This is a genomic window from Anaerococcus porci, from assembly GCF_009696575.1.
Classification (GTDB): domain Bacteria; phylum Bacillota; class Clostridia; order Tissierellales; family Peptoniphilaceae; genus Anaerococcus; species Anaerococcus porci.
In genome coordinates, this window is sequence record NZ_VULQ01000002.1 from 1 (window position 1) to 26,001 (window position 26,001).

General features: G+C 29.4%; 24 protein-coding genes and 4 pseudogenes. 1 reads left to right on the forward strand and 27 read right to left on the reverse strand.

Annotation, left to right across the window (positions count from 1 at the left end; genetic code table 11):
* Positions 1 to 190: 190 nt before the first annotated feature.
* From FYJ26_RS01525 to FYJ26_RS01605, 16 genes and pseudogenes are all read right to left on the reverse strand, one after another.
* Positions 191 to 619 carry an L-2-amino-thiazoline-4-carboxylic acid hydrolase gene (locus tag FYJ26_RS01525; RefSeq protein ID WP_154538971.1) on the reverse strand — a complete coding sequence of 143 codons (429 nt, stop codon included), beginning with the start codon at positions 617 to 619 and terminating at the stop codon, positions 191 to 193.
* Positions 620 to 1,101: 482 nt separating this feature from the next.
* Positions 1,102 to 1,746, reverse strand: coding sequence for an SdpI family protein (locus tag FYJ26_RS01530; RefSeq protein ID WP_154538972.1), 645 nt, complete (start codon positions 1,744 to 1,746; stop codon positions 1,102 to 1,104).
* Positions 1,730 to 2,014: an autorepressor SdpR family transcription factor gene (locus FYJ26_RS01535; protein WP_154538973.1), complete on the reverse strand. Its 285-nt coding sequence runs from the start codon at positions 2,012 to 2,014 to the stop codon at positions 1,730 to 1,732. Before FYJ26_RS01535 ends, FYJ26_RS01530 begins: the two co-directional genes overlap by 17 nt.
* A gap of 998 nt (positions 2,015 to 3,012) precedes the next feature.
* Complete coding sequence (locus FYJ26_RS01540) at positions 3,013 to 4,050, reverse strand: M42 family metallopeptidase (protein ID WP_154539531.1); 1,038 nt, start codon at positions 4,048 to 4,050, stop codon at positions 3,013 to 3,015.
* Between the two features lie 4 nt (positions 4,051 to 4,054).
* On the reverse strand, positions 4,055 to 5,086 hold the full coding sequence (locus FYJ26_RS01545; protein WP_154538974.1) for an ABC transporter ATP-binding protein: 1,032 nt from the start codon (positions 5,084 to 5,086) through the stop codon (positions 4,055 to 4,057).
* A complete protein-coding gene (locus FYJ26_RS01550) occupies positions 5,076 to 6,110 on the reverse strand; it encodes an ABC transporter ATP-binding protein (RefSeq protein WP_154538975.1) in 1,035 nt (344 codons plus the stop codon). Before FYJ26_RS01550 ends, FYJ26_RS01545 begins: the two co-directional genes overlap by 11 nt.
* A 3-nt stretch (positions 6,111 to 6,113) precedes the next feature.
* On the reverse strand, positions 6,114 to 6,986 hold the full coding sequence (locus tag FYJ26_RS01555; RefSeq protein ID WP_154538976.1) for an ABC transporter permease: 873 nt from the start codon (positions 6,984 to 6,986) through the stop codon (positions 6,114 to 6,116).
* 11 nt (positions 6,987 to 6,997) lie between these two features.
* On the reverse strand, positions 6,998 to 7,927 hold the full coding sequence (locus tag FYJ26_RS01560) for an ABC transporter permease (RefSeq protein WP_154538977.1): 930 nt from the start codon (positions 7,925 to 7,927) through the stop codon (positions 6,998 to 7,000).
* Positions 7,928 to 8,051: 124 nt separating this feature from the next.
* Positions 8,052 to 9,662, reverse strand: a complete 1,611-nt coding sequence (locus tag FYJ26_RS01565) for an ABC transporter substrate-binding protein (RefSeq protein ID WP_154538978.1) — start codon at positions 9,660 to 9,662, stop codon at positions 8,052 to 8,054.
* A gap of 759 nt (positions 9,663 to 10,421) precedes the next feature.
* Positions 10,422 to 10,553, reverse strand: a complete 132-nt coding sequence (locus FYJ26_RS11200; RefSeq protein WP_268234509.1) for a hypothetical protein — start codon at positions 10,551 to 10,553, stop codon at positions 10,422 to 10,424.
* 341 nt (positions 10,554 to 10,894) lie between these two features.
* Positions 10,895 to 11,064 (reverse strand): annotated as a pseudogene (locus FYJ26_RS10970) (replication initiator protein A); the annotation flags it as partial.
* Between the two features lie 86 nt (positions 11,065 to 11,150).
* Positions 11,151 to 11,435: a CD1845 family protein gene (locus FYJ26_RS01580; protein WP_459410833.1), complete on the reverse strand. Its 285-nt coding sequence runs from the start codon at positions 11,433 to 11,435 to the stop codon at positions 11,151 to 11,153.
* Positions 11,436 to 11,720: 285 nt separating this feature from the next.
* Positions 11,721 to 12,599, reverse strand: coding sequence for a HAMP domain-containing sensor histidine kinase (locus tag FYJ26_RS01590; RefSeq protein WP_195837834.1), 879 nt, complete (start codon positions 12,597 to 12,599; stop codon positions 11,721 to 11,723).
* Positions 12,600 to 12,768: 169 nt separating this feature from the next.
* On the reverse strand, positions 12,769 to 13,449 hold the full coding sequence (locus FYJ26_RS01595; RefSeq protein WP_154538980.1) for a response regulator transcription factor: 681 nt from the start codon (positions 13,447 to 13,449) through the stop codon (positions 12,769 to 12,771).
* An 18-nt stretch (positions 13,450 to 13,467) separates the two neighbouring features.
* Positions 13,468 to 14,238, reverse strand: coding sequence for an ABC transporter permease (locus tag FYJ26_RS01600; RefSeq protein WP_154538981.1), 771 nt, complete (start codon positions 14,236 to 14,238; stop codon positions 13,468 to 13,470).
* Between the two features lie 732 nt (positions 14,239 to 14,970).
* A complete protein-coding gene (locus FYJ26_RS01605; protein ID WP_154538982.1) occupies positions 14,971 to 15,702 on the reverse strand; it encodes an ATP-binding cassette domain-containing protein in 732 nt (243 codons plus the stop codon).
* A gap of 217 nt (positions 15,703 to 15,919) precedes the next feature.
* Here FYJ26_RS01605 and FYJ26_RS11410 point away from each other — a divergent pair.
* A pseudogene (locus FYJ26_RS11410) lies at positions 15,920 to 17,105 on the forward strand (IS256 family transposase).
* A 186-nt stretch (positions 17,106 to 17,291) separates the two neighbouring features.
* Here the strand turns inward: FYJ26_RS11410 and FYJ26_RS01615 are convergent.
* The 11 genes and pseudogenes from FYJ26_RS01615 to FYJ26_RS01665 form a co-directional block, all read right to left on the reverse strand.
* The gene (locus FYJ26_RS01615) at positions 17,292 to 18,188 is read right to left on the reverse strand and encodes a DUF4357 domain-containing protein (protein ID WP_154538983.1); all 897 of its coding nucleotides are present in this window, start codon (positions 18,186 to 18,188) and stop codon (positions 17,292 to 17,294) included.
* A gap of 129 nt (positions 18,189 to 18,317) precedes the next feature.
* Positions 18,318 to 18,760, reverse strand: a pseudogene (locus tag FYJ26_RS01620) (N-acetylmuramoyl-L-alanine amidase); the annotation flags it as partial.
* Between the two features lie 317 nt (positions 18,761 to 19,077).
* Positions 19,078 to 19,455, reverse strand: coding sequence for a hypothetical protein (locus tag FYJ26_RS01625; protein ID WP_154538984.1), 378 nt, complete (start codon positions 19,453 to 19,455; stop codon positions 19,078 to 19,080).
* A gap of 33 nt (positions 19,456 to 19,488) precedes the next feature.
* Positions 19,489 to 20,118, reverse strand: a complete 630-nt coding sequence (locus FYJ26_RS01630) for an ABC-2 transporter permease (RefSeq protein ID WP_154538985.1) — start codon at positions 20,116 to 20,118, stop codon at positions 19,489 to 19,491.
* Complete coding sequence (locus FYJ26_RS01635) at positions 20,115 to 20,963, reverse strand: ABC transporter ATP-binding protein (protein ID WP_154538986.1); 849 nt, start codon at positions 20,961 to 20,963, stop codon at positions 20,115 to 20,117. The genes FYJ26_RS01630 and FYJ26_RS01635 overlap by 4 nt, the downstream gene beginning before the upstream one ends.
* Positions 20,956 to 21,336 carry a GntR family transcriptional regulator gene (locus tag FYJ26_RS01640; RefSeq protein ID WP_154538987.1) on the reverse strand — a complete coding sequence of 127 codons (381 nt, stop codon included), beginning with the start codon at positions 21,334 to 21,336 and terminating at the stop codon, positions 20,956 to 20,958. Before FYJ26_RS01640 ends, FYJ26_RS01635 begins: the two co-directional genes overlap by 8 nt.
* A gap of 145 nt (positions 21,337 to 21,481) precedes the next feature.
* A pseudogene (locus tag FYJ26_RS10975) lies at positions 21,482 to 21,712 on the reverse strand (N-acetylmuramoyl-L-alanine amidase); the annotation flags it as partial.
* Between the two features lie 365 nt (positions 21,713 to 22,077).
* Positions 22,078 to 23,523: an ATP-binding cassette domain-containing protein gene (locus FYJ26_RS01650; protein WP_195837835.1), complete on the reverse strand. Its 1,446-nt coding sequence runs from the start codon at positions 23,521 to 23,523 to the stop codon at positions 22,078 to 22,080.
* A complete protein-coding gene (locus FYJ26_RS01655; protein ID WP_154538989.1) occupies positions 23,510 to 25,051 on the reverse strand; it encodes an ABC transporter ATP-binding protein in 1,542 nt (513 codons plus the stop codon). Before FYJ26_RS01655 ends, FYJ26_RS01650 begins: the two co-directional genes overlap by 14 nt.
* 286 nt (positions 25,052 to 25,337) lie before the next feature.
* Positions 25,338 to 25,589, reverse strand: a complete 252-nt coding sequence (locus FYJ26_RS01660) for a hypothetical protein (protein WP_229771198.1) — start codon at positions 25,587 to 25,589, stop codon at positions 25,338 to 25,340.
* Between the two features lie 42 nt (positions 25,590 to 25,631).
* A complete protein-coding gene (locus FYJ26_RS01665; RefSeq protein ID WP_154538991.1) occupies positions 25,632 to 25,895 on the reverse strand; it encodes a hypothetical protein in 264 nt (87 codons plus the stop codon).
* Positions 25,896 to 26,001: the final 106 nt, after the last annotated feature.

Below are 26,001 nucleotides of genomic sequence, written 5' to 3' on the forward strand. Positions count from 1 at the left end.
TGAAGACTCAGCTATTAGACTAATAGGCGCAATCCTCATTGATATCAATGAGGATTGGATAACATCTTCTAAATTGTATATTAAAATGAAATAGTAAATATTGGACTAGGATAATTTACACAATATTTTGGACTTGACTTTTGTGCGACTAATTTATATTAATTACATTTTTTACCAGTTCATATTTTCCCTACTTTTTTATTCTATAGTAAAAATCACAATATTCACCTCCCCTAGCCAATGTATTTTTCCTTTCAAAAATAATATTTGGCTTTAAAGCTGCTCCTGATACATCATCGCCTGAGCAAAAAATATCACAAAACTCTGCTACTTCATATTTTTTACAATAATTATAATATATGCATTGTTTTATATTAAATTGGCACAAATTACGATCTGCTTTTACGAATTCAATTTGGAAACCTTCTGGGGATTGCCTATATGATGTTTTCACAATCTTTTCAATAATCTTAGGAACTAACAAATAAATGTAAGGGATTTTCATTATTTTTCTCAAAAACTTAGCTCTAGGATAAACCTCTGTTTCATTAAAAATATTTCCTGTTTTTTCAAGAGAATCTATTTCTTTCTCTTTCAATGTTTTATATATTGCTATCATTGGAAAAATTCTAATTATAGCAATGAATTATATTGTCTTTTGAAACAATTTCTTTAAAAAGTAATTCTTCAAATATTTTTTTTGAAATTAAATATTCTTCTTTTAATAAATGTTTTTTATAAACATTGAATTTTTCTAATGCTTTTCTTTTTCATGTATAAAGATAATTGACTAGACCAATTGTTAACAAAGATGAATTATATACGGAAAGATCAATTTCAATTTCCTTTAAAATAATTAAGAGTGTGATCATAAAGCTTTTTATTGTTCTTACTTTTTCTAAGAATTTCCCCCCATTTTAATACTTAGTCCCCATAATTTAATTAAAAGATATAGGATTTGATAAATAAAATAAGAATTTTCTTTTCTATATAGATGCAAGGGAAGTCCAGCCAATATCTCACCTATTAATTTTGAACATGAAAAAACTCAGATTTCTGAGTTTTTCAAATTATAGCATACATTCTTATATTACTTTATATTTAAAGTCCATTTCTTACATGTAAAAGAAATGAATAAATTCCTGGAATTAAAACAGCTATAATGACTACAATTAGCATAGGAAAAAGATTTTTAAACAAATCGATAAAAGTTGCCAAAATTAGAAATATACCCAAAACAATATATAAAATCCCAGCTAAATGATGTGTTTTATTCCAATTTTCTTCATTTGCAAGTGTCCAAGGTATTTTAATTCCTAAAGTATAATTTTGCCTTACCTTTGGAAGATAATTTCCTATAATTATGAAAATTAGTCCAATAAATACGCTAAAAAATAAAGTAATATTTAATCTAATTCCCAAGTTATATAGATACATAAAAGCTGATACAAATATAGAAATACAAGGTATTATCCACAAAACAAGAGTATACATCTTATCACTTATATTTTGTTTGCGTGGATCCTTAGCAGTTACTACTGAAGCAAATAAATGGATTAATAACAAAATAAGTGGAAGTCCAACTATTCCAAAAATTTTACTACTAAACCCGTTGGCTTCATTATCAAATCCAATATGCGTCGCCATCGTATCAGGAAGCTTATCCCATAATAATAACCCTATTAAAATAGGTAATAATATGATTATGCTTGTTAAAATTAAAGTCTTTCTATTCCTCATTAGCATTTGTGTCACCCTCCTTTAAACTCGCTATCCAAATCATAACGTCCTCTAATACCGATATATTTAACTGGTAATAAATATAGTTTTTTTCTTTCCTTTCAAAAATAAGATCCGCATTTTTTAAAATTTTCAAATGATATGAAATAGTGGCACCAGTTGTGTTAAAATTTGAAGCTATTTCCCCAGCAGACATTGCACCTTTCTTTAACAATTCTAAAATTTTTCTTCTCTCCGGGTCTGATAGTACCTTAAAGGTATCAGCAAAAGCCATATTGATATCACCCATCCTCTCACTATTTAGAATTCTATCTAAATAGATAGTGCTTTATGTTTGCCTTTTTGTCAATACTATTTAGATGTTTTTCTAAATAATATTATAATATTTAGACTTTATCAATATAATCTTCTATGTAGCTATTATTTAAATTTATTTTTCTTATTACTTTTTTTGATAAACATGTCATTTGCAAGACAATTTAAGTAAATATAAATCAAAAATAGAAAGACTAAATTTTACTGCCTTAATAGTAATAAAGGTATGACTTTCCACTGTTCTTAATTTTTAGAAATTTTCTCCGTTTTAATATTTGACCGCCTTAAATATAAATTAAGACTATTTCCCTAGCTAAAGCTTTATAGAAAATATACCAAATCTCTCCATCTTATATATAAAATATAATTTGAAAGTTTCAAATAATTTTAATAAAAAATATTTATAATAAAGTTTTAAGAACAAGGAGATTGGCAATAGAATAGCTGGCTAATTGAGTAAAAAATATCACAAATATAAATTAACTAATAAATTTATCCAAGACTGTTGTTTCAAGACATATTAGATAATAGGAAACCTAAAACAAACATACTTGTAAATATGCTACTCACTAAGTATAGCAAACATAAGATTTTTTATCGAGTTTTAAAATATAATTTTGGTCATCTACATATTGATATAAAGAAATACTGATAAGATAACTAAAGAGAAAAAATAAAACTTGAATTATATTTTAAAGAGGAATAATTTTGTATAAGGATGAAAATATCATAGATGTATTGACTTATAAAAACAATAAGCTTTAAAAAAATTAGAATTATTTGTTCAAGTAAATGATTTTTAAAAGACTATGAGCAATAAAAGTCATAGTCTTTATATAGCAACCTAAAGATTTTTTGGATTAGTTTTTTTTTAATTCCTAATTCCTTAAGTCTTTATGCCTTAATTTACTTATTAAAATTAATATTTTTATTCGATTTTTCCAAGATATTTGCAGATTAATATTCACTTAGCATATATTCTCTTAATAAGTCTATATTATTTTTATATCCATCATAGTGACTTCTTTCATAGTGGTGGGTTGCATTTACTCCAAGTCCTATACAAGCAAAGTTGAAATCTGTTCCTTGTAGGGCATAAGTTGTTGCATCAGAACCATAACGAAAGTGAACGTCTGTTGCGTAGTCAATATTATTTTTAATTGCTATTTCTTCAAGTCTATGACGAAATTCATAATCATAAGGTGTTCTGGAATCTTTTGCAAGTATAGTTACCTTTTTCTCACAAGATGTGTGATAAGAGCCTACAGTCCCTATATCAAGTGCCAAAATTTCATGTACATCATCAGATACTCCGTAAAGTCCATGACCTATTTCTTCATAGTCTGTCAAAAATAGGTAGGTTGTGTGAGAAACCTCCATTTTTTCGTCCAAAATCTGTTTTACTGCTGCATATAAAACTCCTACACAAGCCATATCATCAAGATATCTTGATTTTATATAGCCGTTTTCAGTGATTACTGTTCTAGGATTAAAGCTTACAAAATCTCCAACATTTATACCTAGTTTTAAAACACCTTCTTTTGAAGAAACATCAGCATCTAGTCTTACTTGAACGGAATCTTCTGTTCTTGAAGCTTCTCTTACTTCATCGGAAAATACATGGATAGAAGCCTTGTCAGGCAAAAGTGTTCCTGTGATTTCTTTTTCTTCTCTGGTATGAATAATTAGGTTTTCTCCCTCTACAGATTGCCAAGCATAGCCACCTATATTTGTTATTCTAAGATAGCCATCATCTTTTATTTCTTTTACAATGGCACCTAATGTGTCGATATGGGCTGCAACAGCTCTTGCTTTTCCCTCACTTTTTCCAGGAAGAACTGCATAAATAGCACCCTTTTTTGTTCTTCTTACTTCAAGTCCCATATCTTCAAAGCGTTTTTTACAAAGTTCTCTTTGTTTAAAGGTATATCCACCTGGAGAAGGTGTTTGTAAAAGTTCTTTGGTTAGTTTCATTGCGTATTCTGTATAATCCATCATATTACTCCTTAATTGTCACTTCATTTGTTGATGATTTTAGTGTTCTTGGCTTTAAATTATTTACATAATGACAGGCAACCGAATGATTTTCGCCAATATCTAAAAGTTGTGGAGCATCTTTTACACATTTTTCTTGAGCATATGGACATCTAGTGTGGAATTTACAACCTTTTGGAGGGTTTGCTGGTGATGGAAGATCACCTTCTAAAATTTGCCTTTCGACAACAGCACTAGGATCTGCTACAGGAGCTGCAGAAAGTAAGGCTTGGGTATAAGGATGAAGAGGATTTTCATATAATTTCTCTTTGGAACCCATTTCTACAAAGTTTCCTAAATACATTACTCCTACACGTGTAGAAATATGTTCCACTACAGAAAGGTCGTGGGATATGAATATATAAGAAAGACCTCTTTCATCTTGTAGATTCATTAATAGGTTTATAATTTGAGCCTGAATTGATACATCTAGAGCAGATACAGCCTCATCACAAATAACAATTTTAGGATTTAAAACAAGGGAACGAGCTATACCTATACGTTGTCTTTGCCCCCCTGAAAATTCATGAGGATATCTTGTTGCGTGATAACCAGCAAGACCACATTCTTCAATTGTGTTTATTACTTTTTCCCTCATATCTTCTTTATCTTTATACAAGCCGTTGTTTGACAAAGGTTCTGCTACAATTTGACCTGCTGTCATACGTGGATTTAAAGAAGAGTAGGGATCTTGGAAAATCATTTGAAGATCTGTACTTAGTTTTCTTCTTTCATCTTTATCCATGCCAACAAGTTCTTTACCCTTGTATTTTACACTACCTTCTACTCCTTCATAAAGCCCAAGTATAGCTCTTGCAAGAGTTGACTTGCCACAGCCGGATTCTCCTACTATACCCAAGGTTTCTCCAGGATATAAGTCAAATGATACTCCGTCCACAGCTTTTACATCACCAACATTGTGTCTAATAAATCCCCCTGTTATTGGAAAATATTTTTTTACATTCCTTACTTCCAGAATCGGTTTTTTATTTTCCATCTTTTTCCTCCTGATCATATAACCAACAAGATACTATGTGTTCATCAAATTCCACAGGAGTTGGTGTTTTTTTCAAACACTTGTCAAAACATTTTGAACATCTATCTGAAAAATAGCACTTATCTCCGAGATTAATTGGATTTGGAACTTGTCCTGGTATTGTGTATAGTCTATCTTGTTTTATTCCTATCATAGGTTTTGCCTTCATAAGTCCTTTTGTGTAAGGATGGAGAGGATTACCATATATATCTTCAACATATCCTTGTTCTACTACTTTTCCTGCATACATAACTACAACATAGTCTGCCATCTCAGCAACTACTCCCAGGTCGTGAGTAATAAATAGAATGGATGTTTTTGAATTTTCCTTTAAATCTCTTAATAATTCCAAAATTTGTGCCTGAATAGTTACATCCAAGGCTGTAGTAGGTTCATCAGCTATCAAAAGGTCAGGATCACAAGCTAGAGCCATGGCTATCATGGCACGTTGCCTCATACCACCTGATAGCTGGTGTGGATATGAATCATTTATAGCTTCAGGTCTTGGGATTCCAACTTTATTTAATAGACTTATGGATTCTTTCCTTGCATCTTCCTTACTAAATTTTCTATGTCTTCTTAATACTTCACTAATTTGATAGCCAATCTTTAGTGAGGGATTTAAAGAAGTCATAGGCTCTTGGAAAATCATGGCTATACGGTTTCCCCTAATTTTTTGCATCTCTTTATCTGAAAGTTTTGTAATATCAAGACCATCAAAATATATATGTCCACCAACAATTCTTCCTGTAGGTTCTTCTATAAGTCTCATCAAAGAAAAACTTGTTACTGATTTCCCACACCCAGATTCTCCTACTACACAAACCGTTTCCCCTTTCATTATTTTGAAGGAAACCCCATTTACAGCTTGAACAGTCCCTCCTTCTGTAAAGAAATTCGTATGAAGATTATCAAATTCAACCAAGGTCTCTAAACCAGAATGGTCAACTTTTTTTACTTTATTTTTTATTACTTTTTCTGTCATAGATTACCTCTTTTGTTTTGGATCTAGTGCATCTCTTAAGCCATCTCCAACTATATTTAAAGCAAATATAGTAATAGAGATAACTATACCTGGATATAGTGTCAAGAATGGAGCATATCTTATATATTGACGCCCTTCTGAAAGCATAGCACCCCATTCAGGAGCAGGTATTTCAACGCCTAGTCCTATAAAGCTTAATGAGGCTGCATTTAGTATAGCCGATGCTATTCCTAAGGTCATTTGTACAATAATCGGAGCTATACAGTTTGGAAGAACGTGTCTAAATATTATACGAAAATCCGATGCTCCTGATAGCTTTGCAGCTTCAACATACTCTTGTTCTCTAGCTGAAATTACTGACGAGCGCATAATTCTTGCATAAGTAGGTATAGAAGATAAACCAACTGCTATCATTAGATTTCTGACACCTGTTCCTAGTGCTGCAGCTATTGCTATAGCCAAAAGAAGTTGAGGTATAGATAGTAAAATATCTGTAATCCTCATTATAAAGTTATCTATTCTACCACCATAGTATCCTGCAATAGCTCCTAAAAATCCGCCCAAAATTGTAGCTATACCTACAGAAATAATACCTACTGTTAATGATATTCTTGCTCCATAAACTATTCTTGAGAATATATCTCTTCCAAAATTGTCTGTTCCCAATATATGTTCACGAGTGTTTGTTGCAAATGCATTTGAAATATCCTGAACATCATATGAATATGGGGCTACAAAATCTGCAAATATCGCTATTAAAACTAATAATAAAAGTATAATCAAGCCAACAACCGCTAGCTTATTCTTTTTGAACCTATACCAAAAAGATTTAAAACTTGAAGATCTGCTTGCTTTTAATGTTTTTGTTGTTTTCATATGAAATTTCCTCACTTATATTGACTTTGAATCTTAGGATCTAAGAATCCGTATAACAAGTCAACTATTAAATTTATTAAACAATAAACAATAGCTATAACCAAAACTCCACCTTGAACAACAGGGAAGTCTCTCATTTTAATTGAGTCTGTCATAAGTCTTCCCAAACCTGATATGGAGAAGATTGACTCTGTTAAAACAGCTCCACCTAGTAGGTTGCCAAATTGCAAACCAATACTTGTAAGAACCGGTATAAAGGCATTTTTCAAAGCATGAATCACTATGGTAGTTTTTTGCTTTAAACCCTTAGCTTTTGCAGTTCTTATATAGTCTTGTTGTAAAACTTCAAGCATTGACGAACGTGTCATTCTCATAATTACAGCTATAGATTGTAAACTCAGTGCTGCTACTGGTAAAATCATTTGTTTAGGTGTTGAAAAACCTGATGGTGGCAGTAAGTTTAGATTTACTGAAAATGCAATAATTAACATTAAACCTAGCCAGAAAACAGGTACACTTAGTCCAAAAAGACCAAACAACATAACTACATTATCTAGGATCGTGTACCTTTTTATTGCCGATATTATTCCCAATGGTACACCAATCAATACCGCTATAGTAATACATAAGACAGCAAGTTTAATAGTATTTGGAAATACTTGTTTAATTAAACCTGATACTGATGTTTTTGACCTATAAGATATTCCCAAATCATGATCTACAACAAGTTTTTTCATATAATTTCCATACTGAACTAGGAAAGGATCATTTAAGCCCAATTCTTCCCTCAGCTGTTCAGCTTCTGCTGTAGAAGAGTTCTCTCCTAATATACTTAAAGCGGGATCTCCTGGAGTGAAATGTAATAAAGTGAATATTATAAAAGTAACCCCTATTAAGGTTGGGATTAACAATAAAATTCTTCTTATTATGTATTTAATCATATTATGTATTCCTTCTTTCTTAAGACCCCTCGGCCTTTAAATAGTGTACCTACATAAGAAACAGAAAAGGATATACCCTTTCTGTTTACTTATGAGTTTATTATTTTTTCTTTACTTTTTTTAATTATTTATTAAAAGAAACAGGTGCTATTCTGTGATAAGCATATGATGTAGGTTCAAAACCTTTTACATAGCTTCTTACTGCGAAAGCTTGTTCTGTTGTAACAAGTGGTAATATTGGTAGTTGATCGTAAAGAATGTCTTGTGCTTTACCATAGACTTCTGAACGTTTACTATCATCTTCTGTTAAACGGCCTTCTTGTAAAAGTTTATCAAATTCTTCGTTTTCAAAGTGTGAATAGTTACTTCCTTCAGCAGATGCACCACTATTTAGTAAGGCGTAAAGCATTACGTCAGCATCAGCTATATTTGTAGCCCATCCTAGCATGTACATATCATATGCTGTTGGATCTTTCAATTTTTCTAGAAAAGTTGACCATTCTAGTGTTTCAACCTTTGCTTTAATTCCAACTTTTTCAAGTTCTGATTGGATGATTGTACCCATATCTACTCTTAGAGGGTTTTCGTTTGTGATGATTGTTGTTTCAAATCCATCTCCAACCCCTGCCTCTTCTAGAAGTTTTTTAGCCTCATCTATATCTACGTCATAAAATTTTAGTTCTTTTTGTTTAGAATATTTAATATCTGATGGGACCATAGCTATTGATGGCTCTCCTAGTCCTTTATATACTGAATTTACAATTGATGGTATATCCAAGGTGTGGGCTATAGCCTTACGAACATTTACATTATCAAATGGTGCTTTTTTACCATTAAATCCTAAATAGGTTATAGAGTTTTGCTTCTTTCTGATTACATTGATATCAGGATTATCTTTAAGTTTATCTAAATCCAATACCCCAATATCATAAGCTATATCAGCATTTCCTGTTTCAACCTCAATAGCCCTGTTTGTAATTTCTGTAACTGTACGATACTCTACATTTGGAATTGCTGGTTTTTTTCCCCAGTAATCATCAAATGCTTTTAATTCTACCTTGTCGTTTTTAGTCCAAGAAACCAATTCATAAGGTCCTGTTCCACAAGGTTTAGAGCCAACTTCCTTACCAGCTTCTTCTACTGCTTTTTTATTCATGATGTAAGAACCTGGGTGAGTTAAATATGCCAAAAATACTGAGTTTGGTTCTTTTAGTGAGAATTCTACTGTATTTTCATCTACAGCTTTTAGTGTATCTAGGTCAATTCCATCATAGTATTCTTTAACAGCCGGAGCTTTAGCAGCCCTATCTAAGGTAAATACAACATCATCTGCAGTAAGTGGTTCTCCGTTTTGGAATTTTACCCCCTTTCTTAAATGGAAAGTATATTTTTGGTTTCCTTCAACATCCCAGCTTTCAGCAAGTCCAGGACTGATTGTCCCATCATTTTCCATTACTACCAAACCATCAAATATTTGCATCATGATATTTGAAGCTGCCACCTCGTTTTGTGCAGATGGGTCCAATGATGATGCATCATAACCAACTACAATTTTTAGAATATCCTTATTAGGATCAGCTGTTCCAACTTTTTCAGTTGTGCTTACATTACTAGAAGATCCACCTTCAGTGCTTGATGCATTGTCAGCAGGTTTATCTACAGTCTTGGCACAACCAGCAAAAAGCATCAAGGCACTTAATGTCAAGCCTAATAATTTACTTTTTTTCAGTTCCATATTTTCCCCCTATAAAAATTATAAATATAAGTACGTTTTCCCATTAGCTATCTTCGTGATAAACTTTTAATATTTTAAATAGCTTTCGTACATTAATCTATTTATGTGATATATGATATCATAGATTTTATATATTTACAAATAAAAATTATATTAATTCTATAAATATGTTATATTAGTTTTATTGCTGTTATTGTTTTTTATAAAAACAGAATAAAAATCTAGAATTTTAGTGCATTTACGCCTTAAATAAAGGTATTAAAATAAGCTTTTAAAACACCCAAAATATTTTAAATAAATATACAATCTTTTGTATTTATAACGTAATTTATTTTAAAATAATATCATATTAAAGTGATGTAATAATTATTTAAACTATTCCAAGTGTATAACTTCAAACTGAGAGAGCTAGTTTTGTTATAAGAAAAAGGAAGTTGCCTGTAAAATTTTCCTTAACCTGTCTTTAAATCTTCAAATTTCCTTGAATATAAAATATTGACTAAATCTATGGTTAACAATGATAAATCAGAATTTGTTTAATCTTTCTTCTACTTCATTCATAGAATTACTCTTTACTTCTTTCTTTAGCTTTGTTAAAATAGAATTTATAACTGCTCTTCTTAAAAAGATGATGAAAAAATTCTCTCCTAGTCTTTAGCTTTGTCTCTCAATTTAAATATTTTATTTAAAATGTTTATATTACATCTCCTAATTTTATGTATAAAATAGCACCTACTTTTGTAGATGCCAAATTTTAAATTAGTTATTTCTATTTTTGCTATTCAACCCTATTATCATACCTAATAACATCCCAATAGACATACCAATAGCTAAATTTTCCTTACCTAATGCTATTCCCATTGCAGTTCCTAGACACATACCAATAAACATACCTTAAGACATATAATTTTCATTTTTTTGTTTGTCTTTATTAGACTTATATCTAGCTTTTTTCTTAGAACTATTAATCAAATAAACAGCTAAAATACATATTAAAAATAGTGGTAATAATATTCTCAAAATTTCCATATAATATTCTCCCTTTATTAATTTTATCCAGTTAAAAAAAGCAGTCAAACACCTATATCATAAAAAGATTCACTAATATCAATACCTCATCTTATATCACTATCAAGAGCTATTATGATTGCAATAACTCCATCTATCTTTTCCAAAATTTGAATTACTGTCTTTAGCTCATTATTTCTTTCTAGCTGATTTACATATGAAAATTCTATCCAGTTATTCTTAAAGGATATTCCTGTTCGTTTTAAAAGTATGGAATAAAGTATGATCGCTTCTGCCGATAATCCCTTAAATGCTTATCCATCGACTAATATTTCTGGTACTTTCAAAAGTTGAATCTCTCTGCTTTTCTGTTATATAAATAGTCAAAATCCATCGCTTCACCTCCTATCCTTGAAAATTTGCAAAGAAAAAGACGATAGTTTTCTCTATCGCCTTTGATAACCATTTTTATGAAATTTTTTAGATTGATTTTATCGCTTCATTGATTCCCTGAAGGAACGCTATAATGGTTGCTCCAATCATCGGTATTCCGTATGAACTTACTAAAAAACCAATAATTAATGCTTCGATTCCGATGGTAACTTCTTTTTGTAAAAAAGATGCTATTGCTCCAAATATACAAAACATCATCAGCAAATATAGCGGTGCCGTTCCTATGCCGAGCAGGAATGTTAGAAAGGTGGTGAGGATGCTCATTATTAAACTGATTGGAAACAGGATTATCTTTATTATCCACCTCATCATTTCTTATTCCTCACTTCCTAAATCATTCTTTGTATCTCCACACACCATATCAATGCAAACATAAACATCAATATAATTATTCAGAACTTTTTTTCGTCCTCCGTCACCATCTTCATTAAACACATAATGCTTGTAAAACTGCTTAAAATGCAGGATTTTTACGATTTCGCTCTTTGTTTCAACGCTATGCACTCCACATAGCTTGAGTGGTCAGCATTAATAACATCCCCAATTTTTCGATTTGCTTGTTCTTGGAAATATATCGACTTTTTATTTTTAAAGTTACTACTTGGCTTTTGGAAGTTCAATATAAAATGCCGTCCCTTTAAAAACTTCACTTTCTACTTCAATGCTGCCCTGTGCTTTATTTACTATTTCTCTTATAATTGTAAGCCCAAGGCCCATACCTTCATTTTTTGATGGTCTTGAGTCATCCACTTTATATAGGGGTTCAAATATTTTATCTAAATTATCTTCCCTAATCCCAATACCATTATCTTCAAAACGTATATAAATATGATCCCCATCTTCTTCAATGTCTATATTTATAACCGGAAGCTCTTTGTCATTATATTTCAAAGCATTTATAAATAAATTTTCAATGAGAATTTCTAGTTCTCTCTTATCTATAGTTAATAAACTTTCATCAAGAACATCATTTTTATAAGAAAGTTTTAATGAATTTAATTGATAGGATTCGCTAAGGCCTTTGATTATTTTATCCATGCTTTTCTTTATAGAAATATTTGATTTCATTTCACCCTTTGAATTCACATAAATTGAAAAATTTCTCAACTGCTCGATTCTCTCTTCCAATTGACTTATCTTACTATCAATAATATTAAAATAAGATTCTTTCTTTTCTTCTGTTAGCGCAATATCATCTCTTAAGGAATCTACATAGGTTTGGATGACAGTTAGTGGTGTCCTTAGATCATGAGATATGGCATTAATTATAGACTGCTTTTCTTTTTCTAACTTAGAATTCATTAATGATAATTTATTTAAGGCTTTTGTCATTTCATTAAATTTTCTAATTAAATCTCCTATTTCATCATTCTGATGGTTTTCAAGCCTTATTTGGTAGTTGCCTTGGCTTACTTCTTCTAGACCATCTAATAATTCTTTGATTGGCTTTAGTATCATATCTTGAATATAATTCAAAAATATAATATTAACGATAACAATAGGAACTGAAATAAGGAGAATTAGTCCAAAAATTGAACCTAAAATGTTAGCTGGAGGATGAATGGGGATTCCAGTAACAACTAATAGAAGAATAGGGATGTTAATAATAACCAAAAGAAATATACTTAATTTTTTGCTTAATGAGTTATTTTCCAAATTTATACCCCACTCCCCAAACAGTCTGGATATATTCTGGATGGTTTAGATCACTTTCTAATTTTTGACGTAGCCTATTAACAGTAACCGTTATTGTACTTATATCTCCTAGGGCTTCAAGCCCCCAAATTTGATTATATAGCTGGTCTCGTGTAAACACCTGTCCTGGATTTGATGCTAAATAAATTAAAACATCGAATTCTCTTGGTGATAAGTCTATGACTGTCCCATTTTTTTCTACCCTGTGTTCACTAGGATAAATTTTTAACTCTTTGAAGCTTATAGGATTAGATAAGCCCTTATTAAATATTTGACTTCGTCTAAGCATGGCCTGGACTCTAGCAAGTAATTCTCTCATCCTAAAGGGCTTTGTTACATAGTCATCCGCACCTAGCTTCAGACCCATAATTTTATCGAATTCTTCGACTTTTGCAGATAGGATTATAATGGGTATATTTGAGACCTCCCTAATTTTTCGACATATTTCATACCCATCCATGCCAGGAAGCATTAAGTCTAAAATAACTAAGTCAGGGTTAAAGACATGAAATATATCCATGGCTAAACTTCCATCTTGACATATCTTTACTTCAAATCGTTCTTTAACTAAATAATCTAAAATTATATTTGCTATATCCAATTCATCTTCTATCACCAATATCTTATTCATACTTAACCTCCTGAGCATTCATGAATGAATATCCATCTTTTTAAAATACCATATATTTATACAATATAAAATAATAGAGGAAATAATCGATACTATAATCATTTGTACTGATTGATCATAAGCAATCTCTCCTCTTATAAAGAAAGCTGGTAGTTTATACATGTAATTTGTTACAAAGAAAATTTTTAGCTTTTCTGGTATTGTTAAACTTAATATATAATATGCTGCCCCGATTCCAAAAACTGCATTTGAATTTCTTAAAAAAAATGCAAGAAACATAAGCAACTGTGTTAAAGTTAGAGCTGGTAATATGGCTGTTAGTGTACCAAGAAAAATAACAGCAAAACCATACATGCCTTCTAATTGTTTGCCCCTTATATATAGCAATTCTCCATTAAACATTATTTCACTACCAGTTTTTAAAAAGATTTCTCCAATCAAGTAGGCTGAAATTATATTAAATAATATAATTGTAATAATCCCTACTGTTGCTATTAAAAACTTAGATAAGAAAACTTTTGAACGCTCACCCCCAATGATTATAGGTAATTTTAAGGTTCCTTTCTGGTAATCGGAAGCAATAAGATAGGATGAAATATAGACTACAAATAAAATTACAAATAGCAAGGCTTCAGGAATTGCCATCAAAGCAAAAGATGGCGGATTAATTGATACCATACCCATCTGAAACACTTTTATAATGTGAGATACTAGTATTGTCAAAAAGAAAAGCCATATATATTTATTTTTTATTATTTTATACAATTCATTTCCTAGATATCTGCTCATTTTCCTTCACCTACCTAATATAAAATATCTTTGTTTTTAAATAATACTGTTCCAAACAAAAAGGAAAATACTCCTATCAGCAGCGATAGTACGATAATTGGAAGTATGTCCCTGTATCCAATCACTTGGAGTGAGGTTAACTTTTGACCTATCTGTGTATTAAAGAAAAACACACAAAGAAAAATCATCGTTATATTCACCGATATTGAGCTCTTTATAAATAGACCAAGTAGCATAGTCACTGAACCATAGGCAAAAATAGGCATAAGTAGTTTCGAATAATTTACAAGAGTATATAAAAAATCATCTAGACTACTTGAACCCCTACGGTAAAAATCAATTTGCCAGGTATTATTTAAATAAATCACCCCTATAAGGTAACAAGTAAGCAAAAAGAAGAAGGTGCTAAACAAAATTACTAATAAAAAACTTAATAATTTTGACAGTAAATGCTTATACCTAACAGGTTCATTCATTATGTTTAATTTCAAAGTTCCCCCTAGCAAATCTTCTGTCACTATCTGGGATATAATAATTGGCACAAAAAAAATTAAAAGTTGAGTATATATGTCTAACATATCACTAGGAAAAGTTAATATGCTAGCAAGTTCCCATGAAGAATCTTTTGGATTATAGACAGATGCATTAATCCATATAAGGGCTATTTGGGACAATAAAAATATAACTATAACTTTTGTTTTTTTTATTTTTAAATATTCATTGTAAATCAAATTAAGCATGATGGTAGCCTACTTTCTGAAAATATAATTCTTTAAGATTTGCTACATTAGATTGAAAAAGGAGTTCTTTAAGCTCACCTTCTACACACAATTTTCCCTGATGTAAAATCCCTATACGATTGCATATCCCTTCCATCTCGTGAAGAAGATGGGAGGATATAAAAAAAGTCTTTTGAAAAGTCTTCGCAAGATAAATTATGAGTTCATTTATTTCTTCCATTCCATTTGGATCTAGACCATTTGTCGGTTCGTCAAGAATAATCAAATCTGGATTTCCAAGTAAGGTATTGGCTATTCCCAGTCTTTGCTTCATTCCCATAGAATAATTAGAAAACTTATCTTTTTGTCTATCACTTAGATGAACGAGTTCAAGCACTTCTTGTATTTCTTTTTCCCCTACATTATCAATAAGATTTGCCATTAATTTCAAATTTTCATATCCTGATAGATTTTCATAAAATCTAGGAGCTTCGACCATGGCACCTAAATTTTTTAATGAAGTTTTCTTTTCATTAAAAACTGACTTCCCGTTGATTAATATTTCACCTGAATCAGGGAAAACTAGACCCGTAATCATTCTGATTGTCGTCGTTTTTCCTTGACTATTCGCTCCAATAAATCCATATATATCTCCTCGACTGACAGTTAAATCTAACTTATTAATAACCTTTCTTTTGGCGAAAGACTTATTTAAGTCATTTATTTTTAATATTTCATTTGTCATATAATAACCTCCTTGCTTAATCTATAACTATTATAGCAAGGAGATATAACAAATTTCTAACAAGTCTATAAAATTTTGCTTAAACCTATATATTTTTCTCTTATATTAAGTGCTTCCATAGTATAAAATATTATGTGTAAAGTAGAAAAAGAGAACTCAAACTTGTAAAGTTTTGTTAAGTAAAAGAAAAAAACATAAACTAACAAGGAGTTCTCTTATGAAGAATTTTAACACAGATTTAATACAAATACTAGCCCAAGGATTAGATATTAATGAATTTTTTAGGCAACAGTTAGAAATAGCCATTAATGATTTATTAAGATCAGAACTAACAGTATTTTAGACTATGAAAAATGGGAATATAAAGGCTATGGCTCTGGCAATTCAAGAAATGGATATTACCATAGAAACTTAAAAACTAAATTTGGAGAGCTTGAACTTCAGATACCAAGAGATAGAGAAGGGACATTTGAACCACAATCATTAAAAAAATACGAAAAAGACATATCAAACATAGAAAATCAGATAAGATCAATGTATGCCAAAGGAATGACAACAAGAGACATATCAAGTCACATCAAAGATATCTATGGTTTTGGAATATCAGAAACAATGGTAAGTAAAATAACCAATAAAATACTACCAACCATAGAAGAGTGGCAAAATAAACACTAGAAAAAATCTATCCTATGGTCTTCTTAGACGCCATACACTACCATGTAAGAGAAAACAACATAGTAGTCAAAAAAGCAGTATATATAGCCTTAGGCTACAATCTAGAAGGCTTTAAAGAAATACTAGGCATGTGGGTAGGAGAAAACGAATCAAGCAAATATTGGCTCTTAGTATTAAACCAGCTAAAAGAAAGAGGGCTAGAAGATGTATTAATATTCTCAACAGACAACCTTCCAGGATTTAGCCAAGCCATAGAAGCAGTATATCCAAAAGCCGAAATACAAAAATGTATAATCCATCAAATAAGAAACTCAACTAAATATGTATCCTACAAAGATATAAAAGAATTAATGAAAGACTTAAAAACAGTATACAAGGCACCAACAGAAGAACTAGCTTTAACAAACCTAGAAATATTTGAAGAAAAATGGGATAAAAAATACCCAATGTGTGTAAGCTCTTGGAAAAATAACTGGGCTAAACTTCTCACATATTTCAAATACCCAGAAGGAATAAGAAAACTAATATATACAACAAACGCGATGGAAAACTTCAATAGACAACTAAGAAAAGTAACCAAAAATAAAACAATATTTCCAAATGACTACGCACTACAAAAAAGCCTATATTTAGCAATGGTAGATGCCTCAAGCAAATGGACAAGTAGAATTCGTGGCTGGGATCAAATCCTATCCCAATTATCAATATTTTTTGAAGGGAGGTTTTAAAAACAGGTAAAAAAACTATAAAAGCAGCTGGAAATTTTCATGAAAATTTGCAGCTGCTTTTTATAGTTTTTCTTTACCATAATCAGGAGGTTTCTATACACAAAATTTTACACAGTCTCAATTAATTAAATATTATGTCCAGTTTTATGGGTGCACTTCATTTTTACAGTCTTAATACCTTAATTTCTATTGAATTTCTTTTTCTTCTAACTCTTTTAAGGTTAAGCCATCTTTATTTTTCCAATCGGTTTTTCCATTTCTACTCATGCCAAGTACAAACATCGCTGCATATGATGGACTATTGAATAGATAGTTTTTTGTTAGCTTCCCATCTATTATTTCATTATTAGTCCTGCACTTATCTCTTAGTTCTTTTATACTCTTTGGTAAGCTTTTTGAATCTATAATCTCTATCATGCTATCTTTTAATACAACAAATCCTTCACTCGTCCTTTTGCATTTTCCTTCTATTAATCTATTTGATTTCCTACTTGTTCTTGATAGATATAAAACTTCCTCCTCTTGAGGCTCTTTTTTAACATTAGACTTAATTTTGTTATCTAGTATTGGTACGAAAAGTTTATATCCAAGTACCCCTAAGACCATCTTGGAATATTCTATAAAATCTTCCAACTCTGATTCTTTTTCCTCCGTCACATTCCCAGGGTTTGGATCATTTCCATTTCTTACTTTATACCTATCAACATCTATTGCCATATTGGTGAATTTATTCTCCAAGTAGGAGATTTCGGTTGGACCAAATGAGTTGTTTTGTGTAGTTAACATAACTGCATCAGAAAAATAAGCTTCATCTTTTAGGTGTTCAGCTACTCTAAATAAAACTCCCTCACCATTTTTCCTTATTCCTGCTTGACCTATATATACTTCGTCATCTCCATTATCATTTTTACCAAACAAAAAATAAACTCCACTTTGCTTTAAATCGGCTCTATCTTTGCATTTGTCAAGATATGGTCTAGGAATTTTATAAGCAATTCCTGTCCAATTAGATAGGGTACACTTTATTCTTCCCGTAACTTCTCCGTCCATTAAAAAAAGATTAAAATTTTTGCTGTTTTTCATCGTTCCACTCCAAACATTAAATAGTTAATTATATTATACCAGTTTGAAATGTTTTTTATTTGCATATTGCCCAAAATAGAAAAGCCTAATAAACTTCTAAATTGAAATCATCAGGATTTGATTATCCTATTAAATTAACTGATTAACTCTTTTCTGAACTGCATAGTAATCATATCCTGCGTTAATTAATCTTCTTTTTCTCTCATATCTATTTCCCCAATCTCCTCTAATGACTTCTCTAGCTAATTGGTCGATTGATTTTCCTAAGGGATAAACTAGCTTCCCATTTACATCGAATACTTTTAATCCAAATCTATTGGCACATCTTTTAGCATTATCTAAATTTCTAAATGCATCTTTCTGGCTTTTTGCATCAGACCAAAATCTTCTAACTCTATAAAGTCTAACTTTTGGTCTACTTACTTATGTACTTCCTCTAAGTCTTTTATTCACTTCACTTGATATATATGAAAATTTACTTCCAAGGTATGGATCAGATTGGAATACTACTCGTGTTTTTGTAGGACTCCATCTTTTACACCAGTGTATATGCAATTCTTGATTCCATTTCTAAAACTCTCACTAGTTGGATACAATTTAATGTTTGGCTTTTGAAATGACTATAAACCATGTTTGCACCCCCTTATTTTTTAACGTTATAATGTATTGAAATAAGAAAATAGCCTGTACCATAAGTTGGCACAGGCTCCTAACTCTAATATTTTATCAATTTTTATCCACTTTTCTTTTAGCTTCGTGGATAATCATATCTAAGACTTACTAATGATCTTTTTTATCTTTCACCCATAAATAAATTAATCTGAATATTGGAATTGCAATTAAAATATAAACCCATACTGTAGGTATTTTACTAATTTCCTACACCTCTTTATAACAAGTCAAATTTACCAACAATAAATAGCATCGCAGAAACTATGCACAACATAATGGCTCTTTTTAAAGAAAAACTGTATATTTTTTCATGATCTTTCTTACTATATTTTATTTTCATTCTATCTCCTATTTGCATGTTCATAGGCACTTGAATCTTATTCTTTGATACATAAATCTTCCCATTTACAGAATACTTAAATTTTGCCCATTTTGAATTGCCTTTTTTTACGGATTTAGGATTAGGTTGCCATATTGATATTATCTTGCCACTAGTATAATCAGTATTATTTCTCAATATATAACTTCTTCCAAAATCCACTAACCCCAAAATCAACAATATTGTCGCAGAAATATAAATGAATTGTTTTTCCATGCACTATCATCCTAACAAATATAAAAAGCATTTTTAATACTGCTTTTTTTCCATAATATTAATTGATGATTTTATGGAAACTCCAAGGACTACGAGGAATAAGATTATTATACTTAAGATGCTTATCTTAAATGAATAAAAGCTCAAAATATCTATTAAATTTGGTATAATATCTAATTTTCCTAATAAATTGGATATAGCAAATATTATCAAGAATGTTATCATAACAATAATTCTGCCTTTTTCCGCACCAAATTTAAGAATGAATGGTAACTGAATTGCAGGTAATAAATTTATTGAAACACCACTTAAAATTGATATTAGTATTATTTTATCTATACCAATCTTATCCTCAATTAATAGAAGTATAAAAATAATAATTGAAGCTACTAAACTAAATGCAAATGAAAAGAATAATTTGCTAAAAACATAGGAGCTTTTTTTGATTGGCATTGAGAAAGCAAATTGCTCAAATTTAGATTGTACATCATAGCCAAAAGCTATAGAATTTAGAATTAATGGCATAAAAACACACATCAATGGAATCATAATTAAAGTTTTACTGTATATGGAGTAAACACTTAGTGCAATACATAATATAAATGATAATAAAAGTGTCCTCTTCAAAGTTGCTATGTCTTTTATAATTAAAGCAATTATCATTTAATTTCTCCTTTCACAAAATATACCATTATATCTTCTATTGATGGCTTCTGTAGTGTTATTCCATTTGGAACAAGATCTCTTTTAACTAATAGTTGTTGACCAAAAGAGTGCACTCTTTTTCCTATAATTGCTTTATCGTCAATATTTTCTACTTCCTTATCTGATAAGTTACAAAGTGCATAGTTCTCTTCTAATTGATCCTTTGTTTCAAAAAATAGAACTTTACCTTCATCTATGAAGGCAATATAATCGGCAATTTTTTCTAAATCTGATAAAATATGTGATGATATTAATATTGTGTGATTTTCATCTTGCATATAGTCTAATAGTAAATCTAATATTTCTTCTCTGACAATAGGATCCAATCCACTTGTTGGTTCATCTAATATAAGAATTTCAGCATTATGTGATAAAGCTATTGCTATTGAAAGTTTCATCCTCATTCCTCGAGAATAATTTTTTATAATTTTTTTCGATGGCAAATTGAACTTGTCTTTTAACTTGTTGAAAAAATCCCTATCCCATTTTGAATAAACTCTAGAACAGAATCTTTCAACATCTAATAAAGTCATCTCATCTGGAATTAACAAATCATCAAATACCACACCTAGATTGTCTTTTATTTTAATACTGTTATAATCTTGGCTATCAAATATTTTAATGATTCCTGCATCTTTGTTTAATAATCCCAATAATAATTTTATGGTTGTACTTTTCCCAGCACCATTCTGACCGATATATCCAACTATTGTTCCTTTAGGAATAGAAATATTTATTGGTCCTAATTTAAAATCGTCAAATTCTTTTACTAAATTACAAATTTCAATTGCGTTATTACTCATATTCACCCTCCTCATAACTTTTTAACATGTTTATCAGTTCGTCAATTGATATATCTGCGATTTCTGACAGTTCAACTGATTTTTGTAACATTGATTCAATTTCCTTTAAGTATTCTTCGCGTATAAGTTCTTTATTTTGTGGAGCAACAAAATTCCCCTTGCCTTGAACTGAATTAATGAAACCATCCATTTCCAATTCATCAAAAGCTCTTTTAGCTGTTACCATACTTATTCTTAATTCTTTTGCTAAAAACCTTATCGAAGGTAGCTGTTCTCCAACTACTAACTGTCCAGAAATTATTTGTGCTTTAATTTGATTTTTTATTTGTAAATATATAGGATCATCACAAGAATTATTTATTTGTATATCCATTTTTCACCACCTACTGTTATTTCTGTTTTAACCGTTATTATTATAGCATAACAGTATGGCTTTGTCAACTTTTGCTTATAAAGTAAGTATATAGATAATTGAAGTTATTGACTCCTTATTTTATCTAAATTTTGGAGTACGTTCCAAATTTACTACTCTGACTTTTTGCATCAGACCAAAATCTTCTAACTCTATAAAGTCTAACTTTTGATCTACTTACTGAAGTATTGCCTCTAAGTCTTTTATTAACCTCATTCGCTATATATGAAAATTTACTTCCAAGGTATGGACCATGGCAGTTTGTATTGAAATACCACTCGTGTTTTTGTAGTACATCTTCCTTACCACCAGCATATGTGTAATTCTTGATACCATTTCAGAATATAAAAATAAATTTTCTAATAGAGTTCATATGGACTTTGATTGGTAAAATATGAATTGAAAATGATGATAGAGAAAATAAATAATTCACCATATACAATCAAATAGTAGATTTGATTGTATATGATGAATGAGTAATAATCTATAAAACTTATAAGTTAGAGTTTATACAAAAATTTGGTAGTTCCCCTATGAGTAATAATACAATTATTTTATTATTACTGATATTTTTAATAATTCAGTAGTTTTAATATCACTATCTTTATCTATAGAGGATATTAGTTCATCTAAAATAATCATATATTTATCTTCTAAAATTGTTTTAGACCACTTATTTTTTGCAACTTTTCTCCTGATTTTTTATTTTACTTTAGTGTTACATTTAATTTCACAATCTTTCAAATATATAATATTGAAATTTTTGTATTCATTCCTATATTTAGTATCAGTGAATAGAAATGTTTTGCCAGTATTTTCAAATTCTTCAAATATTAATGATCTAATAGCAAAATCTATAGAAAATAAATTATTGTCGATTAAAATCACATCTTTACCTGAAATCAGAGTTCTGGCTATAGCAATCCTATCTATTTGTCCTCCTGATAATTCATCATTAATTAATTTTTTCCTATCTTTCAAGTCATTTAATGAAAAAATATCTACAATTTCTCTATACCTATTAGGCTTACTGTCAGTAACTATATTCTCATATAAATCTTCACTTAATACTGATGATTTTTTAAGAACCAAACAATATTCTCTATTACTTGCAAGCTCTTTTAAAATTCTGCTCTTACCAGATCCATTCTCTCCAATTAGTACATTTACTTTACCCAAACTTATACTATTTAGTATCTTATCAACATTAAAACTAGATTTATCTTTGCATAAATTTAAGTTCAGCTTATCATTAAAGGAATCTAAACTCACTTTCAAATCATTGTTTATAACTACAAATGTCGATACATATGTCGATAAGTCATTTATGATAAAACTATAGCTTATCAATAAAGCAAGGTCCCCTACAGAAAAGTTTCTAAAATATATCACTGCTAATAGTATAGCTATTAAATTCAAATCTACTAAACATTGGTTGATAGTGTTTATCATAATATTGAAATAGCTATACTTAAACTTATCACTCTTATTTTTCTTTAAATGTTGATTATAGATATCAAAATATTTATTCTCAAGAGACTCAATCCTTATTTTTCTGCCTTCACCTATGGCGTCTTGGTATATCTTTATAAGGTTGGTTTCATTATTTCTGATAGCCACGCTTTTCTCATAAAGCTTATCTTTCAGAATATTTAAAATGAAAAATATAAGTATGGGAACTACTAGTATAACAATAGCTACATAAATATTTATTGAGGCAATTATTATAAATGCTATTATAGAAGCAAATACATTGCACACGGTATCTATTCCATATGATATGTAGGATACTATTGAGTTAACATCATTTTGAATGATATCTATAAATATTTGGTTATTAGAATCCGACACTTTTCTAGATTCAAGACACTTGCTAATAATTCTCTCATACATAACATTGGCCCACTTATGTTGAGCCTTAATATCTATATCTGCTCCCAATTTTATAAGTGGAAATCTCAACAAAAAGATAATAGTATATAAAAATACAATGATTAACAGATTATTATTTTGATTTAAATCAAAATAAAGTTTTATTAGATATGATAATACCAAGGGAATATTATGTGCTAAAAGCCAAATTAGCAAGTCTAGTACAAAGTATTTAGGATATTCTTTAATTATAGTTTTTACATTAAATTTTACCAAAATCAATCACCTCATCTACCTTAGCAATAATTCTCTCTTCATGACTGATAATAACTATTATCTTATCCATATTATCAACAAGTTTAAAGAAAGTATCACATTTACCTTCATCAATCCCCAAAAACGTTTCATCCATTATTATGATATCTTTATTTGAATTTAAAGCCTTTAACAGATACAAACTCCTATATTCACCATTAGATAATTCATCCAATGGAGTAGCAAAATCTTTATTTGGAAGAAAACTATTAAGAATTTTTTTTGATTCTTGATTTTCACTAATCACATCAGCAATGATAGCTTCATTAGATAATTCAATTTTTTGATCTATGTATTCTATCTTTTCGCTGATATACCCTTTCTTAAGCATCCTTATGTCCATATCATTATATTTTATACTGCCATCAATTGGATCAAATAGCCTAACCATCAAGTTAATCAGTGTTGACTTTCCCGATCCAGAAGCTCCTCTTATAAGATATTTTTTCTTTCGAAAAGTGTAATTAAAATCTTTGAGAATTTCATTCTCAGAGTAGGCAAAACTTACATTAGTAAACTCAATTTTGGATACTTTTTCACTCAAAACATAATTTCCATATTCTAGTTTTCTGGAATTCAAATCTAAAAAATCAAATATTCTTTCTTTGACAACACCTATATTGGGTAGGGTCTCTAACTGCAATCGTATTTCCATAATTGGATCTTCTATTAAATCAATATAATATATAAACAGATACAAACTTCCCAAAGTTACTAGTCCATTTTCGATTAAAAATATTCCTGATATCATCACAATTATCTTCATGGATGAAAATACAAAAATAGAACTAATCCAATACTCATAAGAAATAAAGTTTGATATAACTTCGTAATTGAAAAATTTCAGTATTGATTTTCTTAACCTATTTATTAAATAAGTATCTTTGTCTATGTATATAAATTCCTCTAATAAAGTAAAAGTCTCAGAGAATAAACTTATCATTCTATCATAAGCAACCTTGGTGTTTTTATCCTTGCTTTTAGATTTTTTCTTAATTTTATTTAATAAGATTAAAAAAACTATAATCATCACAATAAATAAAGATGAAAAATAAGATAACTTATTTACTGATACAATAAAGATGCCAGAAAGAATTAAAATATTTTTAAATATTATCGACAAGAAGTTTATATAAAAATCTATTAAAGAATCTACATCCTTATTTAAATTAATCAGTTTTCCTTCATCTTCTCTAATTATATTTAGATAAGAACTATCAAGCAACTTAGACATCAAAGTTTTTTTGAGATCATACTCTAATGAATAATTTAGATAATTTTCCAATAACATATCAAAAATATTAAAAATTCCCTTAGCTATAATTAGTAATACAATCACTAAAAAAACATTTTTCAATCTGTAGATATTTGAAATATTATCTATAAATTTAGATATGTAAATAGGATAAAAAACCATTATCAAAGAAATTAAAATAAGCAAAATTCCATGAATAACAATAATAAATTTTTTTCGTAAATTAATTTTCATAAATTCCCCTTAAAATAATGAGCTGCTGCAAAACTATGACTGTCTTGTATCATCACAAGAAATACCATATAAAAATTTCACTCTCTCTGCTAGCTTATTGAAATTTTCTATATGAAGTCTTTTTATTGAAAATCAACAATTTATTGATTATGCAACAGCCCTTGTGTTTTCCTATGCTTTCTTAATTATTCTAATTTTCACAACATTTTTTGTAGAAATACTACCTTTGCATTTAGACATAAATTCACCTCCTTAAATTTATTTATAAATAATATATATATATTATTTATATTTCTTTAATTATTTTGACTTCTTCATCACTATAAATATAGTGGACTACTTCTTTCGTGTTGATAAATACACTTGTTATTTCGTTATATATTTGACTTGGAATTTCTTCAAGATAGTCAATAAATTTATCTATAATATCTTCTACTTTAAAATTAGATACTAAGTAATCATAATACGAACATTTTTTACTTAATGCCCAATAAATTTTTCCATCCAAATAATTGACTATCATAAATGGAAAGAGCATACAAAATAATGGTTTGTTTTTTTGAATTCTACATTCTCCTTTTTAATCTCGCAACTTACATGTTGGGGACTGATGCATTAAATCAATGTTTCCACTTTCATCATTATCAAATGTATTTAATAAATTTATATTATCATTCAAACAAACAATTTCCGCCCCTATATCCAATAATTCATCTACTTCACTTTCAATAATGTGTATAACTCCTTTACAATCACTATATTCGCATTCTATACATGATGAATGTATATTAGAAAATAAATCTTTGTTTAATCTATCTTTAATTAATCTAATATTATTTTTCATATTCAATCCTTAGTTATAATATAGATAGAGTCCGTATAATTGTGTAAAAAGAAAAAGGTCATTTAAAACCCAAACTAGTACAATGTTTTTAACAAACCAAAACTAA